Origin of the sequence: Mesorhizobium sp. M7A.F.Ca.US.011.01.1.1 (assembly GCF_003998295.1) — a bacterium.
Lineage (GTDB): Bacteria > Pseudomonadota > Alphaproteobacteria > Rhizobiales > Rhizobiaceae > Mesorhizobium.
Window position 1 is genome coordinate 1 of the sequence record NZ_RZRT01000079.1, and the last position, 22,816, is coordinate 22,816.

A 22,816-nucleotide genomic window follows, 5' to 3' on the forward strand; every position below is an offset into this window, starting at 1 on the left:
TTCGCGAAGATCCATCGAATAAGGCTTGCCCATCCATGCTGACCTCCTTGCCCAGCATGAAGGTTGAATCAGATTTGCACGCCTAAGGGAATCCCAAGCCGATTCAGTCTCATTTCATCCCGCTCTAGAACTCTTTGTTTTGACGCGACGCGGGCGTTGAGCCAAGCCCTTCGCCACCCGCAGAATCATGGGAAAGCCTGCTCGAACAAGGCGTAGGGCATCGTTCCTGCCGGACTGATTCATGTCCGGCAGGCGCAGGCTCACGCCTCGTCCTTGTTGCCTTTGCTCAGGCCCATCAGCCGGTCGATATAGGCGAGCATGAAGGCCGAGACGACGAAGGCGAGGTGGATGATGGTCAGCCACATCAACTGGTCGGTCGTGTAGGTCGACGAGTTCAAAAACACCTGCAAAAGGTGGATGGACGAGATGGCGACGATGGTCGAGGCGACCTTGACCTTCAGCGAACCGACATCGATCGTGCCCAGCCAATGCACGCCGTCGTCGCCGCCGTCCTGGTCATCGAAGCGGCTGACGAAGTTCTCGTAGCCCGAGATGATGACCATCACCACCAGCGAGGCAACCAGCGCGGCATCGATCAGGCCGAGCATCTTGAGGATAGTGTCGGTGTCACCGAGCGTGAACGTCAGGGTAATGAACTCATAAAAGCTTCTTGCCGAATGACAGCGCATAGACGGCCAATGCAAGGGCCAGGCCTATATAGAAAACGACGAGCAGCCAGCGCGACGCGAGGATGATCGATTTCGATGGCGAGTTCGAGACGCTTCATAGGATGATTCCGGCTGGTTATCTCTCGGACAATGGCCGTATTCCGCCAGGTCGCCACCGTTTGCAAGGCAAAAAGCCCCGCCGAACAATGTCCGGCGGGGCTCAATGCGTCCCGCTGGAGTCGGGACGGGGCAGGGAACGCCCAGGCTTGAATCTGGGGTAGGTGCGCTCGCGATTCAATGAGCCGTGTCTAATGGCTGTACAATTCTTGTTGAACCGTCACATCCATCCATCCCCGGCGGTGCCGGGGATGGATGCTTCTCGTGCCGATTCCACAAACTAGGTCATGATTTTGAAATCATGGCCTAATTGTTGCTGGCCACAGGTGCCACCAGCGACGTGATGCGACGGATGCCGACGCGTCGGTTCTCGCGGTTTGGCGCCGTCGTGTTGACCTTCAGATACTCCTCGCCATAGCCCTGCGTCGTCAGGTTTTCCGGCGGGATGCCAAACGCATTGGTGAGCGCTTCAGCCACCGATTCCGCGCGGCGATCGGACAGAGCGAGGTTGGCTTCCGGCGAGCCGACGGCGTCGGTGTGACCCTCGATCAGGAAGGTCTCGGCCGGGTTCTTCTTCAACAGCTTCTCCATGGCGGTGGCGACGCCCTCGAGCTTCTGCACCTCGGTGTCGGAGATCGAGGCCGAGCCGAACTCGAAGTTGAGCGTGTCGAGATCGACGCGCCGTGCGATGTCGCGCACGCGTGCCGAACGTTTGACCTCGTCGATCGAGTAGAGGCGCTGGACCTTCTCCACCGGTGGCTGTTCGAGGAAAGTGTAGTAGTCGTCCGGATCTTCGACATCCTCGGAGTCCAGAATGTACTCCTCGCGCGGGATTGTCAGCCGCATCGGCGGCAGATCATCGCCGGGATCGCGCCAGTCGCTGTCGTCCTGATAATGCCGCTCGTCGACATAGCTCAGCACATATTCGCGTCCATCCGGCGCAATGCGCGAACGCTGGATGACGTCGCCATAGCGATTGCGGATGGTGACGATCTGAACACCGTTGTCACGCTCGACGATTTCCCGGGTGCGGTCGCCCGACAGATCCTCATAATAGACGTTCCTGGCGCCGCGGGTCATGCGCGGGGCGTCATTGCTTTCGACGAATGTCTGATTGTTGAACTGCAGGATGACGCGGTCGCCGAGTTCCCTGACGACGTCGACGCCTTTCGGACGCCGGCGGTCGCGGACGTTCTCATCGGGTGCACGCTCTACGCGTGTGCCCTTTTCCTCCGTCACCGGCGCGATCTTCTCGGGCTTGATCTCCTGCTGTGCGGCCCTGTCGTCGGTGGGCGGCGGACCTTGGTCGATGGGAGCAGCCACCGGCTTGCGGCCCTGATCGCCACCTTGCTGGGCATTTTGCCCGCCATTCTGCTGCTCGCCATCCTGGGGGACGATCTTGTCGCCCTGCTTGCGGCCGCCTCTGCGCTCGGCGTCCTTCTGGCTGTCCAGGATGGGAGCGGCGTTTGGATCGGCCGGTGCTTCGCCTTGCACCGGGTTTTCGCCCTGTACCGGTGCTGCCGTCTGACCATTGGCCGGTTGTTCGCCGGTGGCTGGCTGTTCGGCTGTGGCCGGCTGCTCGCCAACAGGTTTCCTGACACGCTTCTTCGTCGTGTCCTGGGGCTGCTCGCCCTGGGCCGCGGGCTGTTCGCCGGCAGGGGCCGTCGCCTCTCCAGCGGGAGCCTCCTTCGGTGCCGGGGCGACTTCAGGTTGGGCCTGCTGGTCCTGCCTGTTCTTCTTGCGCGGTTTGGCCTGCTCGCCGGGCTGATTGTCGTTGGCCGGTTCCGCCTGGCCGGCCGGCGCCTGCTCGGTTTGCTGCTGCTGGTCGCGCTTCTTCCTGCGCGGCTGCTGTTCCTCGGCTGGAGCGGCCTGTTCGGCCGGCGCCTGCTCGGTCTGCTGCTGCTGGTCGCGCTTCTTCCTGCGTGGCTGCTGTTCCTCGGCGGGCTGCTCGCTCTGGGCAGGCGCGGCCTGCTGTTCAGGCTCGGCCTTCTTGCGCTCGCGCTTCTGTTCGGGTTCCGCCTGCTGCTTTTGTGCGCAGGCTTCGGCCGCTTCGCCTTCGGCGCATGCTGCTTGCGCCAGGATGAATGGGGCTGCCGTGCGCTGGGCAAGGCCGGACGCGACACTTCCCTGAAGCGGGAACGCGCCCAACGGCGCGGATGCCATCAACAGGCCAAGTGCCGTGCCTGCCAGAATCCGTGGTTGGCGTTTCATCGAAATTCTCCTTGTGGGGTCCCATCCTTGCCGAAACCGATCTTGTGCCGATTGGTTCCAGTCTGGCACGGATAGAGGCCGTACGGGGCGATTGACCGACCTTTTGAAGGCAACTTCATGTCATTCACCTGGCGATAGCCGCATTGCGACCATTGCCGCGCTTGACCTTGCCCGCGGCTGGGGCCACATCCCGGAAATGGAAACGCCATTCTGGAAAACCAAGGCGCTGGAGGCGATGAGCCCGGCCGAGTGGGAATCGCTGTGCGACGGCTGCGGTAAATGCTGCCTTTCGAAGCTTGAGGACGAGGACACCGGCGAGATATACTGGACCAGCGTCGGCTGTCGGCTGTTCGACGCCGAGACCTGCCGCTGTTCGGACTATGCCAATCGGCTGGCGCGCGTTCCCGACTGCGTCGGGCTGACGCCGCAGAATGTGCGAACCATCAGTTGGCTGCCCAGTACCTGTGCCTATCGGCTGGTGGCCGAGGGCCGCGACCTCTACTGGTGGCACCGGCTGGTGTCTGGCAGCGCCGCGACCGTGCATGAAGCCGGCATCTCGATGCGCGGCCGGGTCAAGGCGAGCGAAACCGATCTTGCCGAGCCGGAAGACTATTTTGACTATGTGCTGGACGAGGAGCCGTAGGACCAGCGGCGGTGAGCAGGAGCCTCCCGTTCGAATGCATTCGGCCAATCAGCGGGGTCGGAACCGGGGCGCCGAGTCAGACGTTCTGGCCTTCAACAACGGCTGGGGACGACGGCAAATGGCCAGAACTTTCCTTCTTCCCGCCATATGAACCGGAGATGAACGGCAGGTTCGTAAAGAGTTCAGACAGGCAAGCGCATTCTCCCCCCATCGGTTCACGAGGACGGGCGAAGGCCCGCAAAAAGGAGAGAAGACGATGTTCAACACGATCAAGACGGTAGCCCTTTCGGCCCTGGTCGGTCTCGGCACGCTGGCGGCCGTTCCCGCTCACGCCGACAGCCTTTACCTCGGCTTCGGCAACAACAACGACCCGCGTTTCGGCGTCTATACCGGTGACGACGGTTATCGCCATCGCCGTGACGAACGCCGTGGCGACTGGCGCCGTGGCTGCTCGCCGGACCGCGCCCTCGACAAGGCCGAACGCATGGGTCTCCACCGTGTCCGCATCGTCGACGTCAACCGTCGTACGGTGAAGGTGGCGGGCCGTCAGGATGGCGACCGCGTCGTCGTCGTGTTCGCCAATGAGCGCGGCTGCCCGGTTATTTATCGCTAAGCTCGGGTTTGGCCGGATCCTTGAGGGCATGATCCTCTGCGAAGATCATGCCGGGAGACACGATCTCTGCGATCGGTCTGGACTAGCGGAGCCCCTTTCCCGTTTGAAGGGTGTGGCTCGAAAAAACCCGCGGGAGCAATCCCGCGGGTTTTTCATGCACGCTATTGGCTGATGATTGCCGTGGCCAGGCTCAGCCACGGATCGTCAGAGCCGCCTACTTCAGTTCGAAGGTGACGGTGACCTGCACATTGTAGGCGTTCTCACCGGCTTGTACCGGAGCCGCGCCGGCCGCGGCATCGAAGGCTTTGGCATTGATCGGCATCGGCGCCGGCCTGATGTTCTGGTCAGTGATCTCGAGCACCCGGCCTAGGCTGACGCCGGCGGCTTCGGCCAGCGTCTTGGCCTTGGCCATGGCGTCGGCAACCGCCTTCTTGCGCGCCTCGGTGACCGTGGCTGCCGGGTTGTCATTGGTGAAGGCAATGCCGCCGCCCTGGTTGACGCCCAGCGACACCGCCTTGTCGAGGACCTCGCCTGTCTTGTCGACATCGCGCACCCGCACCGAAAGCGTGTTGGTCACCTGGTAGGCGACGAGTTCGGCTTCCTGGCTGCCGTCCGGCTTGTTGGTGTAGTTGTAGCGCGGGTTGATCTGGATGCCAGCGGTCTGCAGGTCGCGGTCCTTGATGCCGGCGGACTTCATCGCCGCGATCACGGCGGCCATGGCGTCATTGTTGGCATCGAGCGCGGCGCGCGCGGTCTTGGCCTCGCGCATGACGCTCAGGGTCAGGACCGCCAGATCGGGGGCTATGGCTGCTTCGCCTTCGCCCGACACGATGATGCGGGGCGGCGTCGGCAGATCGGCGGCTCCAGCCATCGCCGGAAAAGCGATTGCAGTGGCGAGCGCGAGAGGCAAAAGATGTCTGGTCATGAAAATCTCCTTGGTCTGCGATCAAGTCGCCAGGGATCGCGTAGAGCGCGATTATGGGTTGATTTGGGCGATCTGCGGAAGCCCGTCGGGAAAGCCTTGTGCCGCGATGCGAAAAACATTAATCCAGCCCGCGTGGGGCCTGTAGCTCAATGGTTAGAGCCGGCGGCTCATAACCGCTTGGTTGGGGGTTCGAGTCCCTCCGGGCCCACCATCCAGTCCCCTCGTTTTTCGGGGTTTCGACCGTCTCAGAATACCTCCGACATTTCCGTGGGTTAGCGCCGAGTAGTGGGCAACACTTGGCTGAGACGCCGCGGTAAACGCAAAACACCCGACTTTTAGTCGTCCGTCTCTGTCGGGCGAATTCCGTAGCCAAGTGTTTGCCAAAGCGATGGTCGACTGGTCAGCGAGATGTTCGCCGGATGGTTAGAAGCCCAGGAGTGCAGCCTGGTCAGTCCAAGTAAGGGGGAGGTCCGACAATCGGGACAGCCGGTGCGCCGTTAGTTCAACAGGTTGATCACCTGCAACGATGTTGGCCGCAATTTTTGGAACGAGGAAAGCGAAGGGCAATAGGCGGCTGACCTCGGATGTATCGGTGCCGTTGAGCATGGCAACGTCGGTAAGGCTGCGACCGACTCCGTCTGTAAGTTGGCCGAGATATAGGTGGGCGCGGCGCAGAAGGTTGATCAAGGCGGCATCGGGTGCCCGGTTGATATTGGATCCGTTGGTAAGCACGATCCGCGTTTCGACGCCGCGACGCTTCATTCCGATTGGACATTCGATGGAAGTTACTTGGGCGCTATCGTTGGGTGGCAGCTTTCGGTCGAGAAGCAATTCCGATAGCGAGCGGCGATCCAGTTCGATGGTCAATAAACCAAGCTTGAGGGTGATCCTGTGAACGATCTTTTGGAGGAGAGATCGCTTCGCATCCGTAGTGCCTGAAGCCCAACACGACCGCATCTCGTCAACTCGCCGCATCGCTGCCTGGATTTCGCCAGAGTCTGCCCATTGCCGAATCCAATCAGACAGTTGGGCTTGATCACTGAGAATCCGATTGAGGCGATGCTCAACAACTGACTCAAGTGCGGGTGCCGGAAGACGCCAGCCCTCGGAACCTTTCCTGCGCTCATCGACGAACTGCTTTGAGACATAGTATCGGTAGCGAACACCTTGCTTATTGGCATGAACCGATCGCAATTTCTCGCCCGCTTCATCAAAGAGCAGACCGGTGAGCAAATGGGCTTGCGTGACATTGGACTCGCTTCGCCGCCGCGGCGCCTGAGAGGCAAGTAGTGCCTGGGCCTCGTCGAACGTGGCAGACGTGACAATTGGCTTGTGCTCTCCATCGTAGACCTGATCCTTGTGCCTGATCTTGCCGACGTAGACCGGGTTCGAAAGCAGGTGGTAGAGGTTGCCGCGACCAAACGGCATGGTAACTGCAACTGATCCGTCTATGAGGTGTCGCGATCGTGTGGAAACCCCGTCGCTCGCAGCCTCATCGACAAGGTCGCGCACTGACCTCAGGGTGAGATAGCGGGCGAACAGGTGTCTGACTGTTTGTGCCTCGGTTTCGTCAATCACCAGCTTGCGGTACTCGACACGATAGCCCAGGGGCACCACGCCACCCATCCACATGCCTTTCTTCTTCGAGGCCGCGATCTTGTCGCGGATACGCTCTGCTGTAACCTCTCGCTCGAACTGGGCGAAGGACAAGAGCACGTTGAGCGTGAGCCTGCCCATTGAGGTTGTGGTGTTGAACTGCTGCGTGACCGAGACAAACGAGACGGAGCTGGCATCGAAGATCTCGACGATCTTGCAAAAATCCATCAGCGAACGGGTGAGGCGGTCGATCTTGTAGACGACCACCACATCGACCTCTTTGTCCCGGATGTCCTGTAGGAGACGCTGCAGGGCAGGGCGCTCCATCGTGCCGCCCGAAATCCCGCCGTCATCGTAGTGGCTTGGCATCAACTTCCAGCCAAGACCGACCTGCGATGCGATGAAGGCCGCGCACGCTTCGCGCTGGGCATCGAGCGAATTGAATTCCTGCTCCAATCCCTCTTCGGTCGATTTGCGAGTGTAGATCGCGCAGTTGAGGCGAGGGATTGCTGTCATAGGCCAAAGAACCTCGGGCCAGACCAATGGGCGCCGGTAATGCGGCGGGCGACAGCCGACAGCGATCCGTACGTCTTGCCATCGAGCACGAAGCCGTCATAGACCACTTCGATAACGTGCATCCGGCCATTCCATTCCCGCACCAGACGGGAGCCGATTCTTGGCGGAAGGGATCGTGGCGGCGACGTTAGTGCCTTATCCGATGACGCTGCTCGGACCGACGGAACACCGTCCTCGCGATCCGGTCCAGTATTGCTCGGTTGGACAGCCTTTACGTTGGACTGGCGCGCGTTGCCTGCTCCGAGTGTTTTCTTGACGGTCGAAGGTAAACCACCCAATCGCTTGGCCTGGAGATGCCAGGCGGCCGACCGTTCAAGCAACCCACGTTTGACCCCTTTGGGCGGCGGGCAGCCATAGGCCTTTTTCCATGCTGCCGTGAGTTCATCACGCGTGAGACCGCCAATCCCGGCGATCTCACTATCCAGATCCTGTCTTTTGCGCATCTAGGTCAACCGGCGGTCTTCGCCTCGGCAATGCGGTACCGCCTTTGTCCGTCCTTGCCGGTGTCGCTGAGCAGTTCGTGGCCAAGCTTCTTCTTGACGGTACCGGAGAGGAAACCCCGCACCGAATGCGCCTGCCATCCCGTCGCATCCATCAGGGTTTGGATTGTAGCGCCTTTGGCCGACTTCAGCTTCTTGAGGACGATGTCGGTTTTGGTAGGCGCTGCGGGCGCTTCGTCCTTTGCCTTCTTGACCGTCACCGCGACGGTCACCACGGACTTCTCGCGCGGCTTCCGGGTTGGGGTGCTGTCGTCGACGCTGGGTGCCGTATCGGCGGCTTCCGCATTGTCGGCCTTCATAGTGGTGTTGTTAAAGATAGACATTTCAAATCTCCATCAGTTAGAAGCCCGGACCATTCCGGCGCTTGTACTGACCGAAGCCCGCTGTCTTGGCGGGCTGGAGATTCTGCTCGTTGTTAATCCATTGTTCTTCTGCTGCGCTGGCAACACCAATGCTTCGTTGCCGTATGAAGTCCAGTCGAATATCGCTGCCTTCGAGGGCTTAGACCACACCAGTGGACCTTCCCACGACGTGTCGATGCTCCCAAGTCCATCTGGCATTTGAAAAGTTAGGAAATCGCGATGAAATGACAGCGATCCGCAATGAACCGCAGATCTTCAATTCTTCGGAAATAAGTCAAATATAGAAAGGGCATTGCCTAGGCTGTCTTAATATCGGAGGAAGGGCAAATGGAAATCGCGGAAGCCTCTCTTACAGCCGAAGATGACAAGGGGAATGGCGATCCAGGGTCTACGCTAAGGGCCAGCCCTCTCCGCATCGGAATCTCTACGCGCGCTCTTTTTGATCTGGAGGAGGAACATCGCGTATTCGAGAACTACGGCGTCAAGTCGTATGCGGCCATGCAACTCGAACGCGAGGACGTGATCCTCCGCAGGGGTGCTGGCTTTGAGGTAGTCGAGCGGTTACTCGCGCTGAACGATCCTGAGGCTGCTCCGTATGTTGAAGTGATCCTTCTGTCCCAGAACTCGCCCGACCTCTCTCTCCGAGCGTTCAAGTCGATCGATCATTATGGGCTTGTCGTCAAGACAGGCAGTTTTACTAGCGGGCGGTCACTCGCTCCTTTTGTTCCTGCTTGGGGCATTGACCTATTTCTCTCAAACGCGGACACGGATGTAAAAGGAGCGGTGGACGGCGGAGCAGCCGCTGCTCGGCTTGGCTTGGCGCCCAAGGATCGTGCCGAAACACCCCAGGGCGAGGTCCGGGTCGCGTTCGACGGCGATGCTGTAGTGTTTGGCCCCGAGTCCGACGCAATCTACAAAGAAAAGGGCCTGGAGGCTTTCCTTGCGCATGAGACCGCGAACGCGAGCAATCCGATGGCGCGCGGCCCGTTTGGCAATTTTCTTCACAAGTTATCGGCATTGCGCCGAGTTTTCCTTAATGAGGGCAACGTGAGTAAGGTCCGCATCGCACTTGTCACTGCCCGGAACGCCCCTGCGCATGAGCGCGTAATTCGGACGCTGAGAGCGTGGGGAACACCAGCTGACGAGGCGCACTTCGTAGGCAGCCGTGAGAAAGCACCCATCCTGAAGGCGCTCGGGGCCCACATTTTCTTTGATGATCAAGAGAAGCACGTTTTAGGCGCGGCGGCAGTGGTTCCTGCCGGCCATGTTCCCGGACCTCACGATCCGGCTGCGCCGGTAATCCCGGCCGGCTGATTCTTCAGGATTAGATCTCGTTCGCTTTGACTGAGCGTCCGAACGTGACGGCATGCGATCTGGGCATAGTGGAAGCCGAACGGCGGCTTTGCGCCCAATGGCAGTCATTCGTACGGTCCCGTCCATTCACCAAAAGCGGACCATGGGGCGGAAGTATAGGTGAGCATTCCGTGCCGGCGAGCGCCGCCAACTGCGTGCGACTGCCCTGTAAGCCGGAGGTCAGAGCGTCTTGCTCATAAGCAGGATAGGAACCGGAGCCCCGCCACGCTCGTCGAAGAATTTCTTGACGGATTGGTACCCGCAGGCGCGATACAGTGGCTCTCCGGCCGCGGTAGCTGCCAGCTCAGCACGGGCGAAGCCCTCGGCCTTGGCGGCACGCTCACAAAGCGCAAGGATCAAGTGGCCGACCCCCCGCCGGACAAAGTCCGGATGGGTGTACATGGCTCTGATGCGTGCTGCGTCCTTGGCAGGATCAAGCAGCGCTGCATCACGTCCAGGCGACTGATCTCCACTATACATCGTTGCGCGCCGGCTCCAACCGCCGCAACCTGCCAAAACGCCGTTGTGCTCCACGAGGAAGTAAGTGCCGTCGTCGACAAGTTGTGTATCCAGCCCCATGATGGCCCGGCTGGATTGGATCTGAGCGTCATCTAGAAAGGGCTTCTGGAGTTCAGAGATCGCCGCGTCCATGAGCGTAATCAGGGCCGGGAGATCCTCCCGTTGTGCTTTCCGGTGCCGAAAGTCTTCACTTGCCATGTTCAAGTCTCGATTTGACGAATTTCGTTCCGGCAGAAGAGACCAAATATTCGCTGCTGCGGCAGCCTCGAGACGCTATCCACTGCGGCCCCGACGGCATAGCCGTGACAGTCATTCTGGCAGCCCCGCCATGCGATAGCCTTCCACGATATGCCGTCGGACGTCCTCGGCCGGGAAAGGCTGCGAAGCTGACCAATGCCTGATTGTGAAGTGCGGATTGCTTATCATGAACATTTCCGCCTCCCAGCGCGCCTCCTCCAAACGGCCAAGTTGCGCAAGGCTTGCTGCAAGCAGGCGTCGTGAAGTCGTGCGATAAGTTTCGGGTCTCCGCAACGTTTGAACCGCGGATTCGTAGTCGCCGATGGCATACTGAGCCTGGCCCAACATCCAGTAGTACCAACCGGGCGGGTGAGGGTTGAGCCGCAGCGCCTTGCGCACCTGCTCTATGGCTTCGGCAGGCCGGCCGTTTTCCGTCGTCAGTTCAGCTTGCATTGCCCATGCGTCGGCGTGGTTGGGATCCAGCTTGTGGGCGGCGGCGAATTCGGCATCCGATTCCGCCCAGCGACCCTCATGTCCTAGTATAACGCCCAATACCCATCGGTTCCCAGCGTCATTCGGGTCGAGTTCGACCGCCTGCTGTGCTTCGGCAAGCGCACTTGTGCGATTGGGGTCCATCGGTTCGTCCCAGAACTCCCAGCCCAGCCAGAGGTTGAGTGCCAGCCAACGATGCGCCTCCGCATATTCCGGATCGAGCGCAATTGCCCGGTTCAGCAGGAAAATGGCTTCTTTCGCGGTGAGTGCCGTTTGCAGGCCCAAGGCCCGTGCACGCACACATAAATCATAGGCCTCCAGGTTCTTCGGTCTGTTGCGCCCCGGCGCGGCGGTCAGACGGCCCACCAGAGCCTCGACAATCTTGCCGGTCACCTCGTCCTGAACAGCGAAGATATCTTCAAGGCTTCGGTCGAATCTTTCGGCCCAAAGGTGGTCGCCCCCGATCGCATCGATCAATTGAGCGTTGATACGCACCCGTCCAGCTGCCCGCCGTGCACTACCCTCAAGAAGATGGCGCACTCCCAGTTCTCGCGCGATGCGACGCACATCCATATGCCTGCCCTTGTATGCAAAAGCCGAGTTGCTGGCGATGACAAACAACTCGCTGTTCCTCGACAGATCCGTGATCAGGTCTTCGGTGAGGCCGTCGACAAAAGCCTCCTGCTCCGGATCGTTGCTCATGTTCGTAAAGGGAAGGACGGCGATGGAGGGCTTGCCGGGGAGCGGCAGCGGCGCTTTCTCTGCCGGTCCGCCACTTTCAGATGAGGCCGATAACCGAATCCGGTAAACGGATACCGGTTCGGCAACGTTCTTGATCGCTTGCGGACCGAGTTCGTCGAAGTCGCATTCAAGCTTTCGCTTGACTTGATCGTAGACGCTGCCGGAGACGCAGATATCTCCGGCCCCGGCCATTGCCTGAAGCCGCACTGCGACAACAACGCCATCGCCGAACAGATCGCCGTCCTCGACAACGACATCGCCCAGATTGATGCCGATATGCAGGTTGATTTGTCGGTCGAACGCCAAACCCTCGTTCGCGGCCATCATCCGCTTCTGGAGTTCGACGGCGCATGACACCGCGTTCACTGCGCTTCCGAACTCGACTAGGACGCCATCACCCATCACTTTTACGACACGGCCGTGACGGTCGCGGACCAGTGGTTCCAGGATCTCCTTCCGCCTCCTCTTTAACGCGTTCAATGTTCCTTGCTCGTCCAGGTCCAGAAGTCGGCTGTAGCCCACCACGTCGGCGGCCAATATGGCGGCAAGACGGCGTTGGGCGCGTTCTTCGGCCATTTCGCTTTGCTTTCATTGAAAGCAGAAAAATGGGATTGTATGACGTCTATTTCAAAAGTCTATCAGGCTGACTTTGAAGCTCGATCGGCAAGCCGCTACATGGGGTGATCGCGTCACGTCGGTCGATCATTCACTTTCTTGTTTACGCGGTCGCGAGGACGATACCTCAAAGACGGAGGGGCCTCAGCCGAGCCCGCATTGTGTCGTTTCGGAACCGGGTGGACCAATCAATTTAGGGTCATGTTGAATAAAATGCAGAGTGGAACTCAACGCCGACCTGTGCCAGGGTCCCGCCTCATCACAACCAGTCCAAAGAGAAGATCGCCCCCTTTCACCACTCTTTCCTTCGCGGCGCCCAACGGCAGGCCGTGGCCCGCCCGTTCAGTCATGCGCTCCGGATTGCGGCGCGGCCAATTTAACGGTCGATGTAATCCCCCGTTTACCGCTCTGGAGTGCGTGGCGGCACCTGATCTAGGAGTGCGATCTCATCGGTCGCTGCTGGCAGTTCGCCCCTTGGCGTCAGCTTGTCGACCGCCTCGGGCAAGTCTTTAGTGATCCGGGCAATCAACTCATCGCGCGACAGACCAGTTTGCATCGAAAGCGCAGTGAGAGTGTCCTCGTCAATTGCCGTCTCCACGTCCTTCGGGTCGATCGGTTCGTTGGGTCCGGTACTAACCCACGAATCGACCTTCGATCCCGCTCCTGCATTTCTGAAGCGGTCGAGGATGTCCCCAAACGCGGTCCCGGAGACGCCCTTGGACAGCTGATCCAAGAGCCCGCCTTGTGTGTTGTTTGGATCTCGATTTCCCGCGCCGCGGATCAAGTCGCCGATCTTATCGCGATTTTGGTAAGCAAGAATGCCAAGCATCGCGACAGCCAGTCTTCCCAGATTTGCCATTGGTTTCCTCCTTAGCTAACAGGAAGAAGGCTTCGAGGCTCGCAAGGTTCCGCCTGCTGGAGTTAATAGACCTCTGGAACACGCTCAGCCTTCTCCTCCCGGAATTCTGCAGCGAAGCGCGCCGCAAGTTTTCCTCGCCGCGCCAGTGCTTCACACGGCAATCAACCCTGGGGTTTTAAGCGGCGCAATGATAAGGAGGAGGGAGCGGAACCTGGCCAGCTCGCTGTCGCTGTCATTCCCAACGTTTGCCCAACCAGCCTTCAAGCCCGTTGTCCGGCTCCTATCTTCAACCGAGTGCCGCTCTCACGCCCCATCTTAGCCTCAAATTACACACCCGCTCTTCGGAGGTGCATTGAGCTTCTCTAGCTGCGGGACATATGAAGCGCAACACGATCTCGTCCTTCCGATTTGGCACGAAACAGAGCCAAATCGGCGGCATTGACGAAATCGTTTGGCGTCTCGTTCTCGGTGGGCACCGCTGTTGCGGCGCCAACGCTGATGGTCACGCGATCCGGGCCGTGGGGTATGTTCAATTCCCGCACGCTCTGGACGAGCCGCTCTGCGATCGCGCTGGATTGTTCCAGTAAAGTGTCGACCAGCACGATGACGAACTCTTCGCCTCCGTACCGCGCAGCGAGATCGGTGGAGCGGCCGGAACCACTCTGGATTACGCGGGCGATTTGCTTGAGCACCTCGTCGCCGGCCATATGGCCATAGGTATCGTTGTATCGTTTGAAGTTGTCTGCATCGATCATCAACAGCGACAATGGGGACTGTGCGCGAAAAGCGCGCTTCCATTCAGCCGCCAGATATTCGTCAAAATAGCGCCTGTTGCCTAGACCCGTCAGGCCATCGATCCGCGTCAGACGTTCAAGCTCGAGATTTGCACTGATCAGCTGTCGCTGGCTTTCCCTTAGCGCTCGGTACGCCGCGTCTCGCTGGACGTGATCCAGATAGGCCCGCGTGTGATATCGAATACGTGCAATCAGCTCGATACGGTCCGGCAGTTTGACGAGATAGTCGTTCGCTCCCGCAGCGAACGCCTCGCCCTTGGTGGCTGGATCTTCCTTGCTCGACAGCACAATGACTGGGACCGCGCGTGTCGACCCATGCTTCCTGTATTCTCGCACCAGATGCAGCCCATCGACCCCGGGCATGACGAGATCCTGCAGAATAACCGTTGGCTTTACCTCATCCGCGACCGCCATCGCTCTCAATGGGTCGGTGCAGAAGTGTAAGGAAATATCGGGCGCGGTGGCTAGAGCGCGCCTGACCGCCTCGCAAACCATGATCTGATCATCGATGAGCAGAACCATGGATGAATAATTATCTGCGAGTGGCGGGACCAGCTCTGGTTCTTGCGTCATCGGACGGGCCCTTTCACGTGGAGCGCTCGCAGGCTTCGATTATACGTGAGCCGATAGCACTCAAAGGAAGAATATCAACAGCCGCGCCGATGTCGGCGGCGGCCTTCGGCATGCCATAGACGGCACTGGTTGCTTTATCCTGCGCGATTGTGAGATGCCCCTTGTCGCGGAGCTGTCTCAGCCCGCGCGCACCATCCCTGCCCATGCCTGTGAGCAGAACACCAGTCACCGAGCCGGGCCACCATTGCGCCGCACTTTCGAAGAACACATCTACGGACGGCCGATAAACATTGTCCTTGGGGCTGGGCGTATAGCCAAGTTGCCGAGCTGACTTGAAAACCAGATGATCCGCAGAACTGGCAACGAGAACGGTGCCGGCTTGAGGACTATCCCTTTCCCGCGCCGGACTGATCGGGAGAGGCGTATGCTGCCCCAGCCAATCAACGAGGCCTGGAACGAACTGAGCATCGAGATGCTGGACGAGTACAATCGCGCCGCCAAAGTCAACGGGAAACGAACTCAGGACTGCGGCAACGGCAGCCGGCCCGCCCGCGGAGGCACCGATTGCAATCAGGCGTCGAGGTGTCGGCTCAGCCGCACGTGACATCCGCCTTTTTGCCTGGGTCGGCGCATCACCAATCAGCTTGCCGATCGTCCCTATCTTGTTCGTCAAAAGCCGGGCGGATTGCGAGGACGCGTTACCTTCGATGCCCACTGAGGGAATATCGACTGCGTCAAGCGCGCCATGACCCATTGCTTCGTAGACGCCGGCGAGGTTGGCTTCGATACTAGCGGTCACCAGCAAGATTGAGCACGGGGTTTCCGCCATGATTCTGCGGGTCGCTTCCACGCCGTCCATCTCTGGCATCGCTAGATCCATGAGTATGAGATCCGGCAGATCACGTCTGCAGACCTCGACCGCCTCTCGCCCATTGGTCGCGATCCACGCGACCTGATGTTCGCCGGTCGACAGGACCAGTCGACGCAGAAGTTCAACCGCCATGGGCATGTCGTTGACCACGCCGATTCTCATTCGCTGGCTTCCCATCTCGTTCTCATTCAACCGCCTCGCCAATCATGTCCACGACGGCATGGATCAGCGCCTCGTCTTGAAAGCTACTCTTGGTCAGATAATAGTCCGCACCTGCGTCGAGCCCGCGCGCGCGATCTTCTTCCCGATCCTTGTATGAAACGATCATGATGGGTGTGTTCTTAAGATGAGCGTCCTTTCTGATCGAACTCACCAGCTCGATGCCATCCATACGAGGCATGTCGATGTCGGTGACGACGAGATCGAAAGGACCAGACCGGACGGCATTCCACCCGTCCATACCGTCGACCGCAACTTCGACCTCATAACCGTAATTGCCCAGCATCTTGCGCTGGAGTTCGCGAACCGTCAGTGAATCGTCAATCACGAGCACGCGCTTGCGCCTGCTCGCTTCGGGACCGCCCGCGGCGCGCCGAAGAGTTCGAAGTCCGCTGGATGATGCAAGCTTCTCCACCGATCGGATCAGATCGTCGACGTCGAAGATCAGAACAGGCGAACCGTCTTCCATCAGGGCTGCTGCGCTGATGTCCTTGATCTTGGCAAACCGTGGGTCCAGAGGTCTGATCACCAACTCGCGTTCCCCGAGAAAACGGTCGACGATCAGGCCGTACGCATCGCCCCGACCCGCATCCACGACGACGACCGAGAGTTCGTTCGGTTCCGATCCGGGCTCACCTCGATCCAGCACCTCGCGCGCGGTGACCAGCCCGATCTGTCGATCATTCAATCGAAAATGTGGCCGGCCCTGCAGGAGATTGATCTGCGTCCGCTGCAGTTTCAAAGTCTTGGAAATGGCAGCGAGTGGAAAAGCATAGGGCTCCCCATCAACATCGACGAGCAGCGTGCGCAGGACCGACAACGTCAGCGGCAATTGCAGTTGAAATCGGGTTCCGTGCCCAAATTCTGAGGAGACGCTTGCGACTCCCCGGACTTCCTTCGTCATGGCTTGCACTGCATCAAGCCCCACACCGCGACCGGAGACGTCGGTAAGGCCCGCTTTCATCGAAAAGCCTGGCAGAAACAGGAATGCGAGCAATTCGGTTTCGCTGAGTGTGTCAGCACTTTCCCTGGTTGCAAGTTGCCGGGCGACGACGGTCTCGCGCAGCTTCGAGAGCTCGACCCCCCTGCCGTCGTCCACCACGGCTATCTGCAGCAGCCCGGCATTATGCCTCGCTTCGAGCCTGATCAGCCCCTCTTCGGGTTTCCCCATCGCGATGCGCTCCTCAGGCGGTTCAAGCCCATGGTCTACAGCGTTGCGCAGGAGATGCCCCAAAGGGGCATCAAGCTGCTCGAGAATATCGCGGTCGATGCCGGTCGAGCCGCCTACAATCTCCAGTCGCACCCGCTTGCCAAGGGTACGACCGAGGTCGCGGATCGTTCTCGCATAGTGTCGCACGCCGTCCTCAAAAGGCCGCATCCGGCTCGCCAACGTTTCGTCGTACAACCTGTTGGCAAGATCGGTCGCTTTCCGATCAACTGAATCCAATTCATCGAGACGCTCCGCCAGGAACGCTTGGTTTAACCGAAGCTTTCGCTGCGCCTCAGCCAGCGCCTCCATCACCGCCGCATGGTTTAAAACCGGCGGCAGCACTGCATGAAGATTGTCGAACGCACTTGCGAGGTCCGATTGAAGTCGCTTCAGCCGTAGCAGCCCATCAGCGAATGGCCTGAGCCGCCGAGCTTCCATCAGCGACTCGCCAGCCAACCCGAGCAATCGGTTCAGGCTGTCTGCCGTCACCCGGACCATTCTATCAGAGCCGATGCTGCCGTGCGCTTGCGGTACCGCCGCAACTAGGACGTTCGCTGAAGAGGTCGTCGCCAGTTGCTCCTGGGCATGGTCTGGAGTTGCGAAATCAGCTGCAGAATCTTGGGTCCCGGGCTTTGCCTCGGGGAGGGACAATTCCTCGAACTTCGCGAGAAAGCTTTCTACTTCTGAGTTGGCACTCTCGCTCGATGATCCCGATGCGATCAATTTCAAAAGGTCAGAGCCCTGCAGAAGCGCATCTATATGCTCCCGTCGCACCCTCAGATGCCCACGTTGCGCTGCGACCAGACAGTCTTCCATCGCATTTGCAACTTTGACCGCAGGCATCAAGTCGATGATGCGGGCAGCTCCTTTCAGGGAATGCGCGGCACGCATGCATGCTTCCAGGGCGTCGGGGGCGATAGGATCGCGTTCGAGTGCCAGAAGCCCAGAGGTTAGAGCCTGTGACTGCGTCTCCAGTTCGGCCTGGAAGAGGGTGAGCATCGAAACCTGGCTGAAGTCTCCATCTGTCATGCGATGCTCCGGTCAAGCATCGTGAGCAGTTGTCGTGGATCGAGACAGCCAACGGCTCGTCCCTGCCACGGCAGCACGGCAACTGTAGCGGCCGACACTGCCTTGCCAATCGTGGCCGGAACATCGAGAGTGTCGCGTTCTTGGTACCGATGTAAGCCGTGGATCTCGTCAACCGTAAAAGCAACCCGCTTGTCGTGCTCGCCTACCACGACTAGGCGGCGAAATACCTTGGTGCGTGTGCCTTGTTCCCCCTCCTTGCGCTCGTCTATCCCGAGCAATTCGGCCAGGGACAGGCAAATGAGCAATTCACCACGGACATTCGCAATACCGAGCAGTGCACTGTTCCTGCGGTGTGGAAGTGAATGAACGCGACGAGATTCAGCCACTTCATGAAAAATACCGACCGGCAGTGCAAGCCATTCGTCCCCCAAACGGAAGAGAACGGCCGTCTGCAGCGCGTCGCTGTCTGTCGAATGGATCCCTGCACGATCAGCGTTATCATGCCATTCGTCGCGGTATGCCGAGGGCGCTGCACGGTCAAGAAGGCGTCGTGCAATCTTCTTGTAGGTCGGGCAATTCCGGCAGTGGAGATGCTGCTCCAGTAGCGGACATGACTTGTCGCCCCGTACGCCTATTTGCCGCCAGCAGTCGTCGATTGCAATCTCCTCCACCGGCTGAGCGATCTTTGTCGAAGCCGCCATCAGCCGCCGCTCCTTTTCTGGACCCGACCCAGCCGGCCGGCCAGCGCCTCGGCGCCGTTATGGTCGCCTTGCTTGCTAAGCAGCAAGGCCAGATGGACGAGAGCTTCTCGATGATTTGGTGCGAGATAGAGCGCCTTGCGATAACTTCGCGCGGCTTCGGGTGCAGAACCATCCGCATCTTGGACGAGGCCCAGCAGGTAGAAGATTTCCGCGGAAGGACCGAATTCCTTGAGATGCGCCAGGGCGACCTCCTGTGCCTCCTTTACCCGTCCTGCATTGGCGATCCGTTCAACCGCGATGAGGCTTTCCGAGGCCTGTGCAAGCGGCTTGGTCGGAGCCTGCCTACGGCCTTCATTGCCAATTGTCGGTCGGAACGGAAGAAGAGGCTCGCTCTTGTTGACCTTCGGGCTTGGCGCCCGCACCGGGACGGCGGCCGGAACTTTCGGCGCCGTGGTCTTGACGGCCTCCGATTTCAGAAAGGCAAAGGCCAATGGCCATTCAGCGGAAATAAAGCCATGCAACCTTGGAAGAGCTGCTTCCGCCGGACCGACCAGAAGAAGTCCGTCCTTGGCCAGCAGGTCCTTCAGGCAGCTCAATGCGCGATCCTGCAGCTCTCGATTGAAGTAGATCAGCAAATTGCGGCAAAGCAGGATGTCATAGACCTCTTGCCCGAAAGCGCGAGAGCCGAACAGGTTTCCTACCCTGAACCGAACCTGTTTCAGCACCCCAGCAATAGGCCGCAACCCGCCCTCAGCCGCTTCGAAATAGCGATCTTTAAATTCGAGATGGCTCCCGCGAAACGAATTGCGCCCATAGATGGCGCGTTCAGCCGTGGCGATATTGCGACTGCTGACGTCCACGCCATCGATCTTGAACTCGTGCGCCTCAAAGCCGGCATCGAACATCGCCATGGCGACCGAATAAGCCTCTTCGCCGGTTGAACATGGCAGGCTCAGGACTCTTATCGGCTGAGCAGGCTTGTGCACGCGCGCATGCCGCGCCAGCATCGTGAACGCTTCTCGGTCGCGAAAGAACCAGGTCTCTGGGATCACCACCGCATTGATCAGCTCCTGCAGCTCCTGCGAGGAAACGGTCAAGTGTTCCCTATAGGCCTGAGGGTTGGTTATCCGGCATGCTTCCATCCGGTCTCTGACCGCCTGACGAACCACTGTCGGACCAACACTGGCACTGTCCAGTCCGATGGTTTCCATCAGGAGCTTTTCTATTGCGCCGGTCATTGATCACCTATTGCGGCCTGGCGGAGCAAAGCGGTACGAATCTCTTCCGAAAGCAGCGCTTCCACTTTGACCCACTGAATGATCTCCGAACCATCGGAAGCCACCGGCCCAAGATAGGGCGGGGTTCCTTGTTCAAGTCCGAACGGCGCGAAATCGGCAGGGTGTCGCTCGAGCGTATCCGTCACCCGTTCCGCGATCAGCCCCAGCAGGCGTTGCTCGCCATCATGCGCCGGATAGCGCGTCACAACGATCCGGGTGCTCAATAGGCGCTCCGATGGCCGGCCAAGCGCAAGATGGGTAACATCGATCAGAGGGATGGGTATTCCGTTATAGCTGACCAAACCCACCACACCAGTTGGCGCACCCGGAAGAACTTTCACATCGAAATAGGGCAGCACCTCTTCAATTTGGTGGACATCGATCAAGTAGCGATCCGGACCCATGCTGAAGGCGAGGAATAGCATTGTCACCTCCTACTGCCGACTCGCTATGCTCGCAGCTTGAACCTCGAAATGCTACTTCGCATGCCGCCTGAGACTTGATTGAGCTCGTCGATCGCGAGCGTCGATTGTTGAAGGGATTCGACTGTTTGCTGAGCTGCCTCGCTTAGCTGGGTTAGCGTGTCGCTGATCTGCCCCGCGCCGGTCGCCTGTGCTTGCATGCCTTCATTGGCGACTTCGAAACGTGGCACCAGCCCCTGAACCTGCTGAATGATATCGAAGAGTTGCCCGCCGACCTGCTGGATTTCCTGCATACCCCGGCGGACCTGCTCGGAAAACTTGTCCATGCCCATCACCCCGGCCGCGACTGCCGACTGGATGTCCTTGACCATCTGCTCAATATCGTAGGTGGAGACAGCCGTCTGGTCCGCGAGCCTTCGGATTTCCGTCGCTACAACTGCAAAACCCCGGCCATATTGGCCTGCCTTCTCAGCCTCGATGGAAGCGTTGAGCGACAACAGATTCGTCTGATCGGCGACTTTTGTGATGGTCGTCACCACCTGATTGATGCTGCCGGCTTTCTCACTCAAGATCGCGAGTTTGGAATTGATCGCGCCGGCCGCTTCCATGACTTGCTGCATGGTTTCTTCCATACGGGTCAGCCCGGCTTGACCTCCGCCGGCGACGGCAGCCGTTTGTTCGGCAACTGTGGAGACCTCGTTCATCGTGCGGACCAGCTCGTTTGATGTGGCGGAGATTTCCTTGGCTGTCGCGCGGATTTCTGTTGTGGTCGCTGCGATTTCAGTCGCAGTTGCCTGCTGTTGCTTGGAGGTGGCGGCGATCTCAGTTATCGACGTGCCGACCTGTATGCTGGACCTTTGAACCTGACCAATGAGGGTTGTGAGATCGTCCGCCATTGCGTTGAAGCCGTCGGCAAGCACACTGAATTCGTCTCGGCGCATCAGATCGAGGCGTTCGCTGAAGTCGCCTTGCCGCATCAATTGAACCGCGTTGACCAAACGGGTGAGCGGACCTGTAATGGCGCGAAACAGCTGGTAACCCAAAAGAAGGGCTAGCCCGAGGGCTACCAACAAGCCAACACTCAAACCGACTTCGGCCGTTCTAACGATCGAGCTGATCCGCTGGGTCGCACTGTTTGCCTCGCCTCTATGATCCTCAACCATGGCCTGCAGAGCGGACTGCAATTTTACAAAAATCGGCTCTACGGTGTTCTTGAGGGCCGGGCTTTCATTGGGAGTTTCACCTTTCGACAAGGCAGCCCGGCTTGTGTCCAGCACAGCAGTTTCAGCCAGACGGAATTGGTTGGCGAGTTCTTTGACGAGTGCATAATTCTGCTTGTCGATGTCGGAGACGATTGTTGCCTCATAGTCGTCCATCGATCGCTGCACTTGGTCGCGATTGGTCGTGATCGCGCTTTCAAGCGTGCTTCTGTCCGACGGGTTTTCCTGAAGGGCAAATTCCTGAAGCAGACTATGGGCCGCCATCTGGCCCGTCATGATCTCGGTGCTGTGATAAAGGTCCGGTAGGATGCCCTTCTCGACCTCAGTCGCCTCCTGGCCCGCCTGAAGAAACCAGGCGTACGCCATGACGGCTATCACGGACATGACCACCAGAACGGCAGCGAAACTGACGAGGATGCGGTGGCGTATTGTCAGACTCTTCATGGAACCGGTTCACCAATGGGGGCATCGTGGGCTGCGCGACAAGCGCTCGTTCCGACGTATTCGAAAAGGTGCGTCGAAAAGCGGCAGTCTGATGCTGAATGGTTTCTTTTCCGTTCCATCGCAAATGATGGAGAGGCGGCTCGCCAATCGGCGGCGCCAGAAGCGGTGGTCAAGGACGTCCTGCCGTCCACGCACATCAGCCCGACATCGGCTAGGGTGGCACGCCGCGTCAAGAGGAGCGTGTATGAGCTACTTGTGGCCATGAGTTGAATGACTGCTTAGGTCAGCTCGATGCCCGAAAGCCGACCTCCCGCTTGCGGCCCAGAGTCGCCAGTCTGCAATGCGCCTCATTTCGGCCAGAAGGTCGACATTTGCCGCGTCCAAAAGCGTACATCGTGATGATCGGCGTTCTGACGGTCTGTCTGCGCCAGCGACCGTCAGAACGCTGCTTGAGAAGAGGTACAGAATCACATCAAATATCCGTGCCTTCAGTCCGATCTCCCGGCTCTGCTGGATCAGCAAATGCCCTGCAGATCGCTCTGGGCGGCCTCGAATATTCCCGCGCTTTGCCTCCAGACAGGCCGCCGGAGGTAATGATCCTCGGCCCCGCGCTTTTGGCTAGTATTTGATAACGAAAAACCCGCTTCGGCGGCTTTTTTACTCAATATCTTTTTTTTAGTCCAGCGCGTTTCGTGTACTCAGCAAATTTCACTGTTTCGTTTCGGGTGGCGTCTTAGCTGGTCTAAATGAGCGGTAAATCGCGCCGAAAATAATCCCCACTGCTATCCCAACAAAAATGATTAGCAACGCTCCACCAGTGGTGTTTGGCGCAATGATCGTCATCGCAATGAGCCCAAGCACCAATCCCACCACTCCGGACACACCGAACCCGGCTATGAAATCTAGGACGTAGACTCATTACCGCGTAGCCAGATGCGGATTGCGACGAGTTTGAGGGCGGCAAGATAGTTCTCAGCCAGCTTGTCGTATCGGGTTGCGATACGACGGAATTGCTTGGCCTTGTTGAAG

General features: G+C 59.2%; 18 protein-coding genes, 1 tRNA gene and 2 pseudogenes. 4 read left to right on the forward strand and 17 right to left on the reverse strand.

The window, feature by feature from the left end; genetic code table 11:
• Positions 1-260: 260 nt before the first annotated feature.
• Both EOA13_RS33700 and EOA13_RS33705 read right to left on the reverse strand, forming a co-directional pair.
• Positions 261-787 (reverse strand): annotated as a pseudogene (locus EOA13_RS33700) (TIGR00645 family protein).
• Between the two features lie 304 nt (positions 788-1,091).
• The gene (locus tag EOA13_RS33705; protein ID WP_127297583.1) at positions 1,092-2,996 is read right to left on the reverse strand and encodes an OmpA family protein; all 1,905 of its coding nucleotides are present in this window, start codon (positions 2,994-2,996) and stop codon (positions 1,092-1,094) included.
• Between the two features lie 196 nt (positions 2,997-3,192).
• Here EOA13_RS33705 and EOA13_RS33710 point away from each other — a divergent pair, with 196 nt between their 5' ends.
• The gene (locus tag EOA13_RS33710; RefSeq protein WP_027039249.1) at positions 3,193-3,639 is read left to right on the forward strand and encodes a YcgN family cysteine cluster protein; all 447 of its coding nucleotides are present in this window, start codon (positions 3,193-3,195) and stop codon (positions 3,637-3,639) included.
• A gap of 256 nt (positions 3,640-3,895) precedes the next feature.
• Positions 3,896-4,252 carry a hypothetical protein gene (locus EOA13_RS33715; RefSeq protein WP_127297584.1) on the forward strand — a complete coding sequence of 119 codons (357 nt, stop codon included), beginning with the start codon at positions 3,896-3,898 and terminating at the stop codon, positions 4,250-4,252.
• Between the two features lie 214 nt (positions 4,253-4,466).
• On the opposite strand, the gene EOA13_RS33720 is transcribed toward EOA13_RS33715, so the two are convergent.
• On the reverse strand, positions 4,467-5,177 hold the full coding sequence (locus EOA13_RS33720) for an SIMPL domain-containing protein (protein WP_127297585.1): 711 nt from the start codon (positions 5,175-5,177) through the stop codon (positions 4,467-4,469).
• 135 nt (positions 5,178-5,312) lie between these two features.
• On the opposite strand from EOA13_RS33720, the gene EOA13_RS33725 reads away from it, so the two are divergent.
• Positions 5,313-5,388: transfer RNA gene (locus EOA13_RS33725), tRNA-Ile, on the forward strand.
• A gap of 212 nt (positions 5,389-5,600) precedes the next feature.
• Here EOA13_RS33725 and EOA13_RS33730 read toward each other — a convergent pair.
• The 3 genes from EOA13_RS33730 to EOA13_RS33740 are packed head-to-tail and all read right to left on the reverse strand — an operon-like array spanning position 5,601 to position 8,172.
• On the reverse strand, positions 5,601-7,289 hold the full coding sequence (locus tag EOA13_RS33730; protein ID WP_023809640.1) for a recombinase family protein: 1,689 nt from the start codon (positions 7,287-7,289) through the stop codon (positions 5,601-5,603).
• Positions 7,286-7,792, reverse strand: coding sequence for a DUF2924 domain-containing protein (locus EOA13_RS33735; protein WP_032908834.1), 507 nt, complete (start codon positions 7,790-7,792; stop codon positions 7,286-7,288). The genes EOA13_RS33730 and EOA13_RS33735 overlap by 4 nt, the downstream gene beginning before the upstream one ends.
• A 5-nt stretch (positions 7,793-7,797) precedes the next feature.
• Complete coding sequence (locus tag EOA13_RS33740) at positions 7,798-8,172, reverse strand: DUF3489 domain-containing protein (RefSeq protein WP_245273115.1); 375 nt, start codon at positions 8,170-8,172, stop codon at positions 7,798-7,800.
• 366 nt (positions 8,173-8,538) lie between these two features.
• Between EOA13_RS33740 and EOA13_RS33745 the strand changes: the two genes are divergently transcribed.
• On the forward strand, positions 8,539-9,525 hold the full coding sequence (locus EOA13_RS33745) for a 5'-nucleotidase (protein ID WP_081734773.1): 987 nt from the start codon (positions 8,539-8,541) through the stop codon (positions 9,523-9,525).
• Positions 9,526-9,744: 219 nt separating this feature from the next.
• Here EOA13_RS33745 and EOA13_RS33750 read toward each other — a convergent pair whose 3' ends face one another.
• The 11 genes and pseudogenes from EOA13_RS33750 to EOA13_RS33800 form a co-directional block, all read right to left on the reverse strand.
• On the reverse strand, positions 9,745-10,281 hold the full coding sequence (locus EOA13_RS33750) for a GNAT family N-acetyltransferase (RefSeq protein WP_127297586.1): 537 nt from the start codon (positions 10,279-10,281) through the stop codon (positions 9,745-9,747).
• 111 nt (positions 10,282-10,392) lie between these two features.
• Positions 10,393-12,129, reverse strand: a complete 1,737-nt coding sequence (locus tag EOA13_RS33755) for an adenylate/guanylate cyclase domain-containing protein (RefSeq protein WP_023809637.1) — start codon at positions 12,127-12,129, stop codon at positions 10,393-10,395.
• A gap of 439 nt (positions 12,130-12,568) precedes the next feature.
• A complete protein-coding gene (locus tag EOA13_RS33760) occupies positions 12,569-13,027 on the reverse strand; it encodes a YidB family protein (protein WP_023809636.1) in 459 nt (152 codons plus the stop codon).
• Positions 13,028-13,389: 362 nt separating this feature from the next.
• On the reverse strand, positions 13,390-14,343 hold the full coding sequence (locus EOA13_RS33765; RefSeq protein ID WP_023809635.1) for a PleD family two-component system response regulator: 954 nt from the start codon (positions 14,341-14,343) through the stop codon (positions 13,390-13,392).
• Between the two features lie 64 nt (positions 14,344-14,407).
• Positions 14,408-15,427 (reverse strand): chemotaxis response regulator protein-glutamate methylesterase, encoded by a 1,020-nt coding sequence (locus EOA13_RS33770; RefSeq protein ID WP_127297587.1) that lies wholly within the window; start codon positions 15,425-15,427, stop codon positions 14,408-14,410.
• Positions 15,428-15,449: 22 nt separating this feature from the next.
• Positions 15,450-17,723 (reverse strand): hybrid sensor histidine kinase/response regulator, encoded by a 2,274-nt coding sequence (locus tag EOA13_RS33775; protein ID WP_023809633.1) that lies wholly within the window; start codon positions 17,721-17,723, stop codon positions 15,450-15,452.
• Positions 17,720-18,424 (reverse strand): chemotaxis protein CheW, encoded by a 705-nt coding sequence (locus tag EOA13_RS33780; protein ID WP_127297588.1) that lies wholly within the window; start codon positions 18,422-18,424, stop codon positions 17,720-17,722. The genes EOA13_RS33775 and EOA13_RS33780 overlap by 4 nt, the downstream gene beginning before the upstream one ends.
• Complete coding sequence (locus EOA13_RS33785) at positions 18,424-19,635, reverse strand: protein-glutamate O-methyltransferase CheR (RefSeq protein WP_245490557.1); 1,212 nt, start codon at positions 19,633-19,635, stop codon at positions 18,424-18,426. The genes EOA13_RS33780 and EOA13_RS33785 overlap by 1 nt, the downstream gene beginning before the upstream one ends.
• A 23-nt stretch (positions 19,636-19,658) precedes the next feature.
• Complete coding sequence (locus EOA13_RS33790) at positions 19,659-20,126, reverse strand: chemotaxis protein CheW (protein WP_127297589.1); 468 nt, start codon at positions 20,124-20,126, stop codon at positions 19,659-19,661.
• A 23-nt stretch (positions 20,127-20,149) separates the two neighbouring features.
• Entirely contained in the window at positions 20,150-21,787 is a 1,638-nt protein-coding gene (locus EOA13_RS33795; protein ID WP_023809629.1) for a methyl-accepting chemotaxis protein, read from the reverse strand.
• Positions 21,788-22,689: 902 nt separating this feature from the next.
• A pseudogene (locus EOA13_RS33800) lies at positions 22,690-22,816 on the reverse strand (IS5/IS1182 family transposase); the annotation flags it as partial.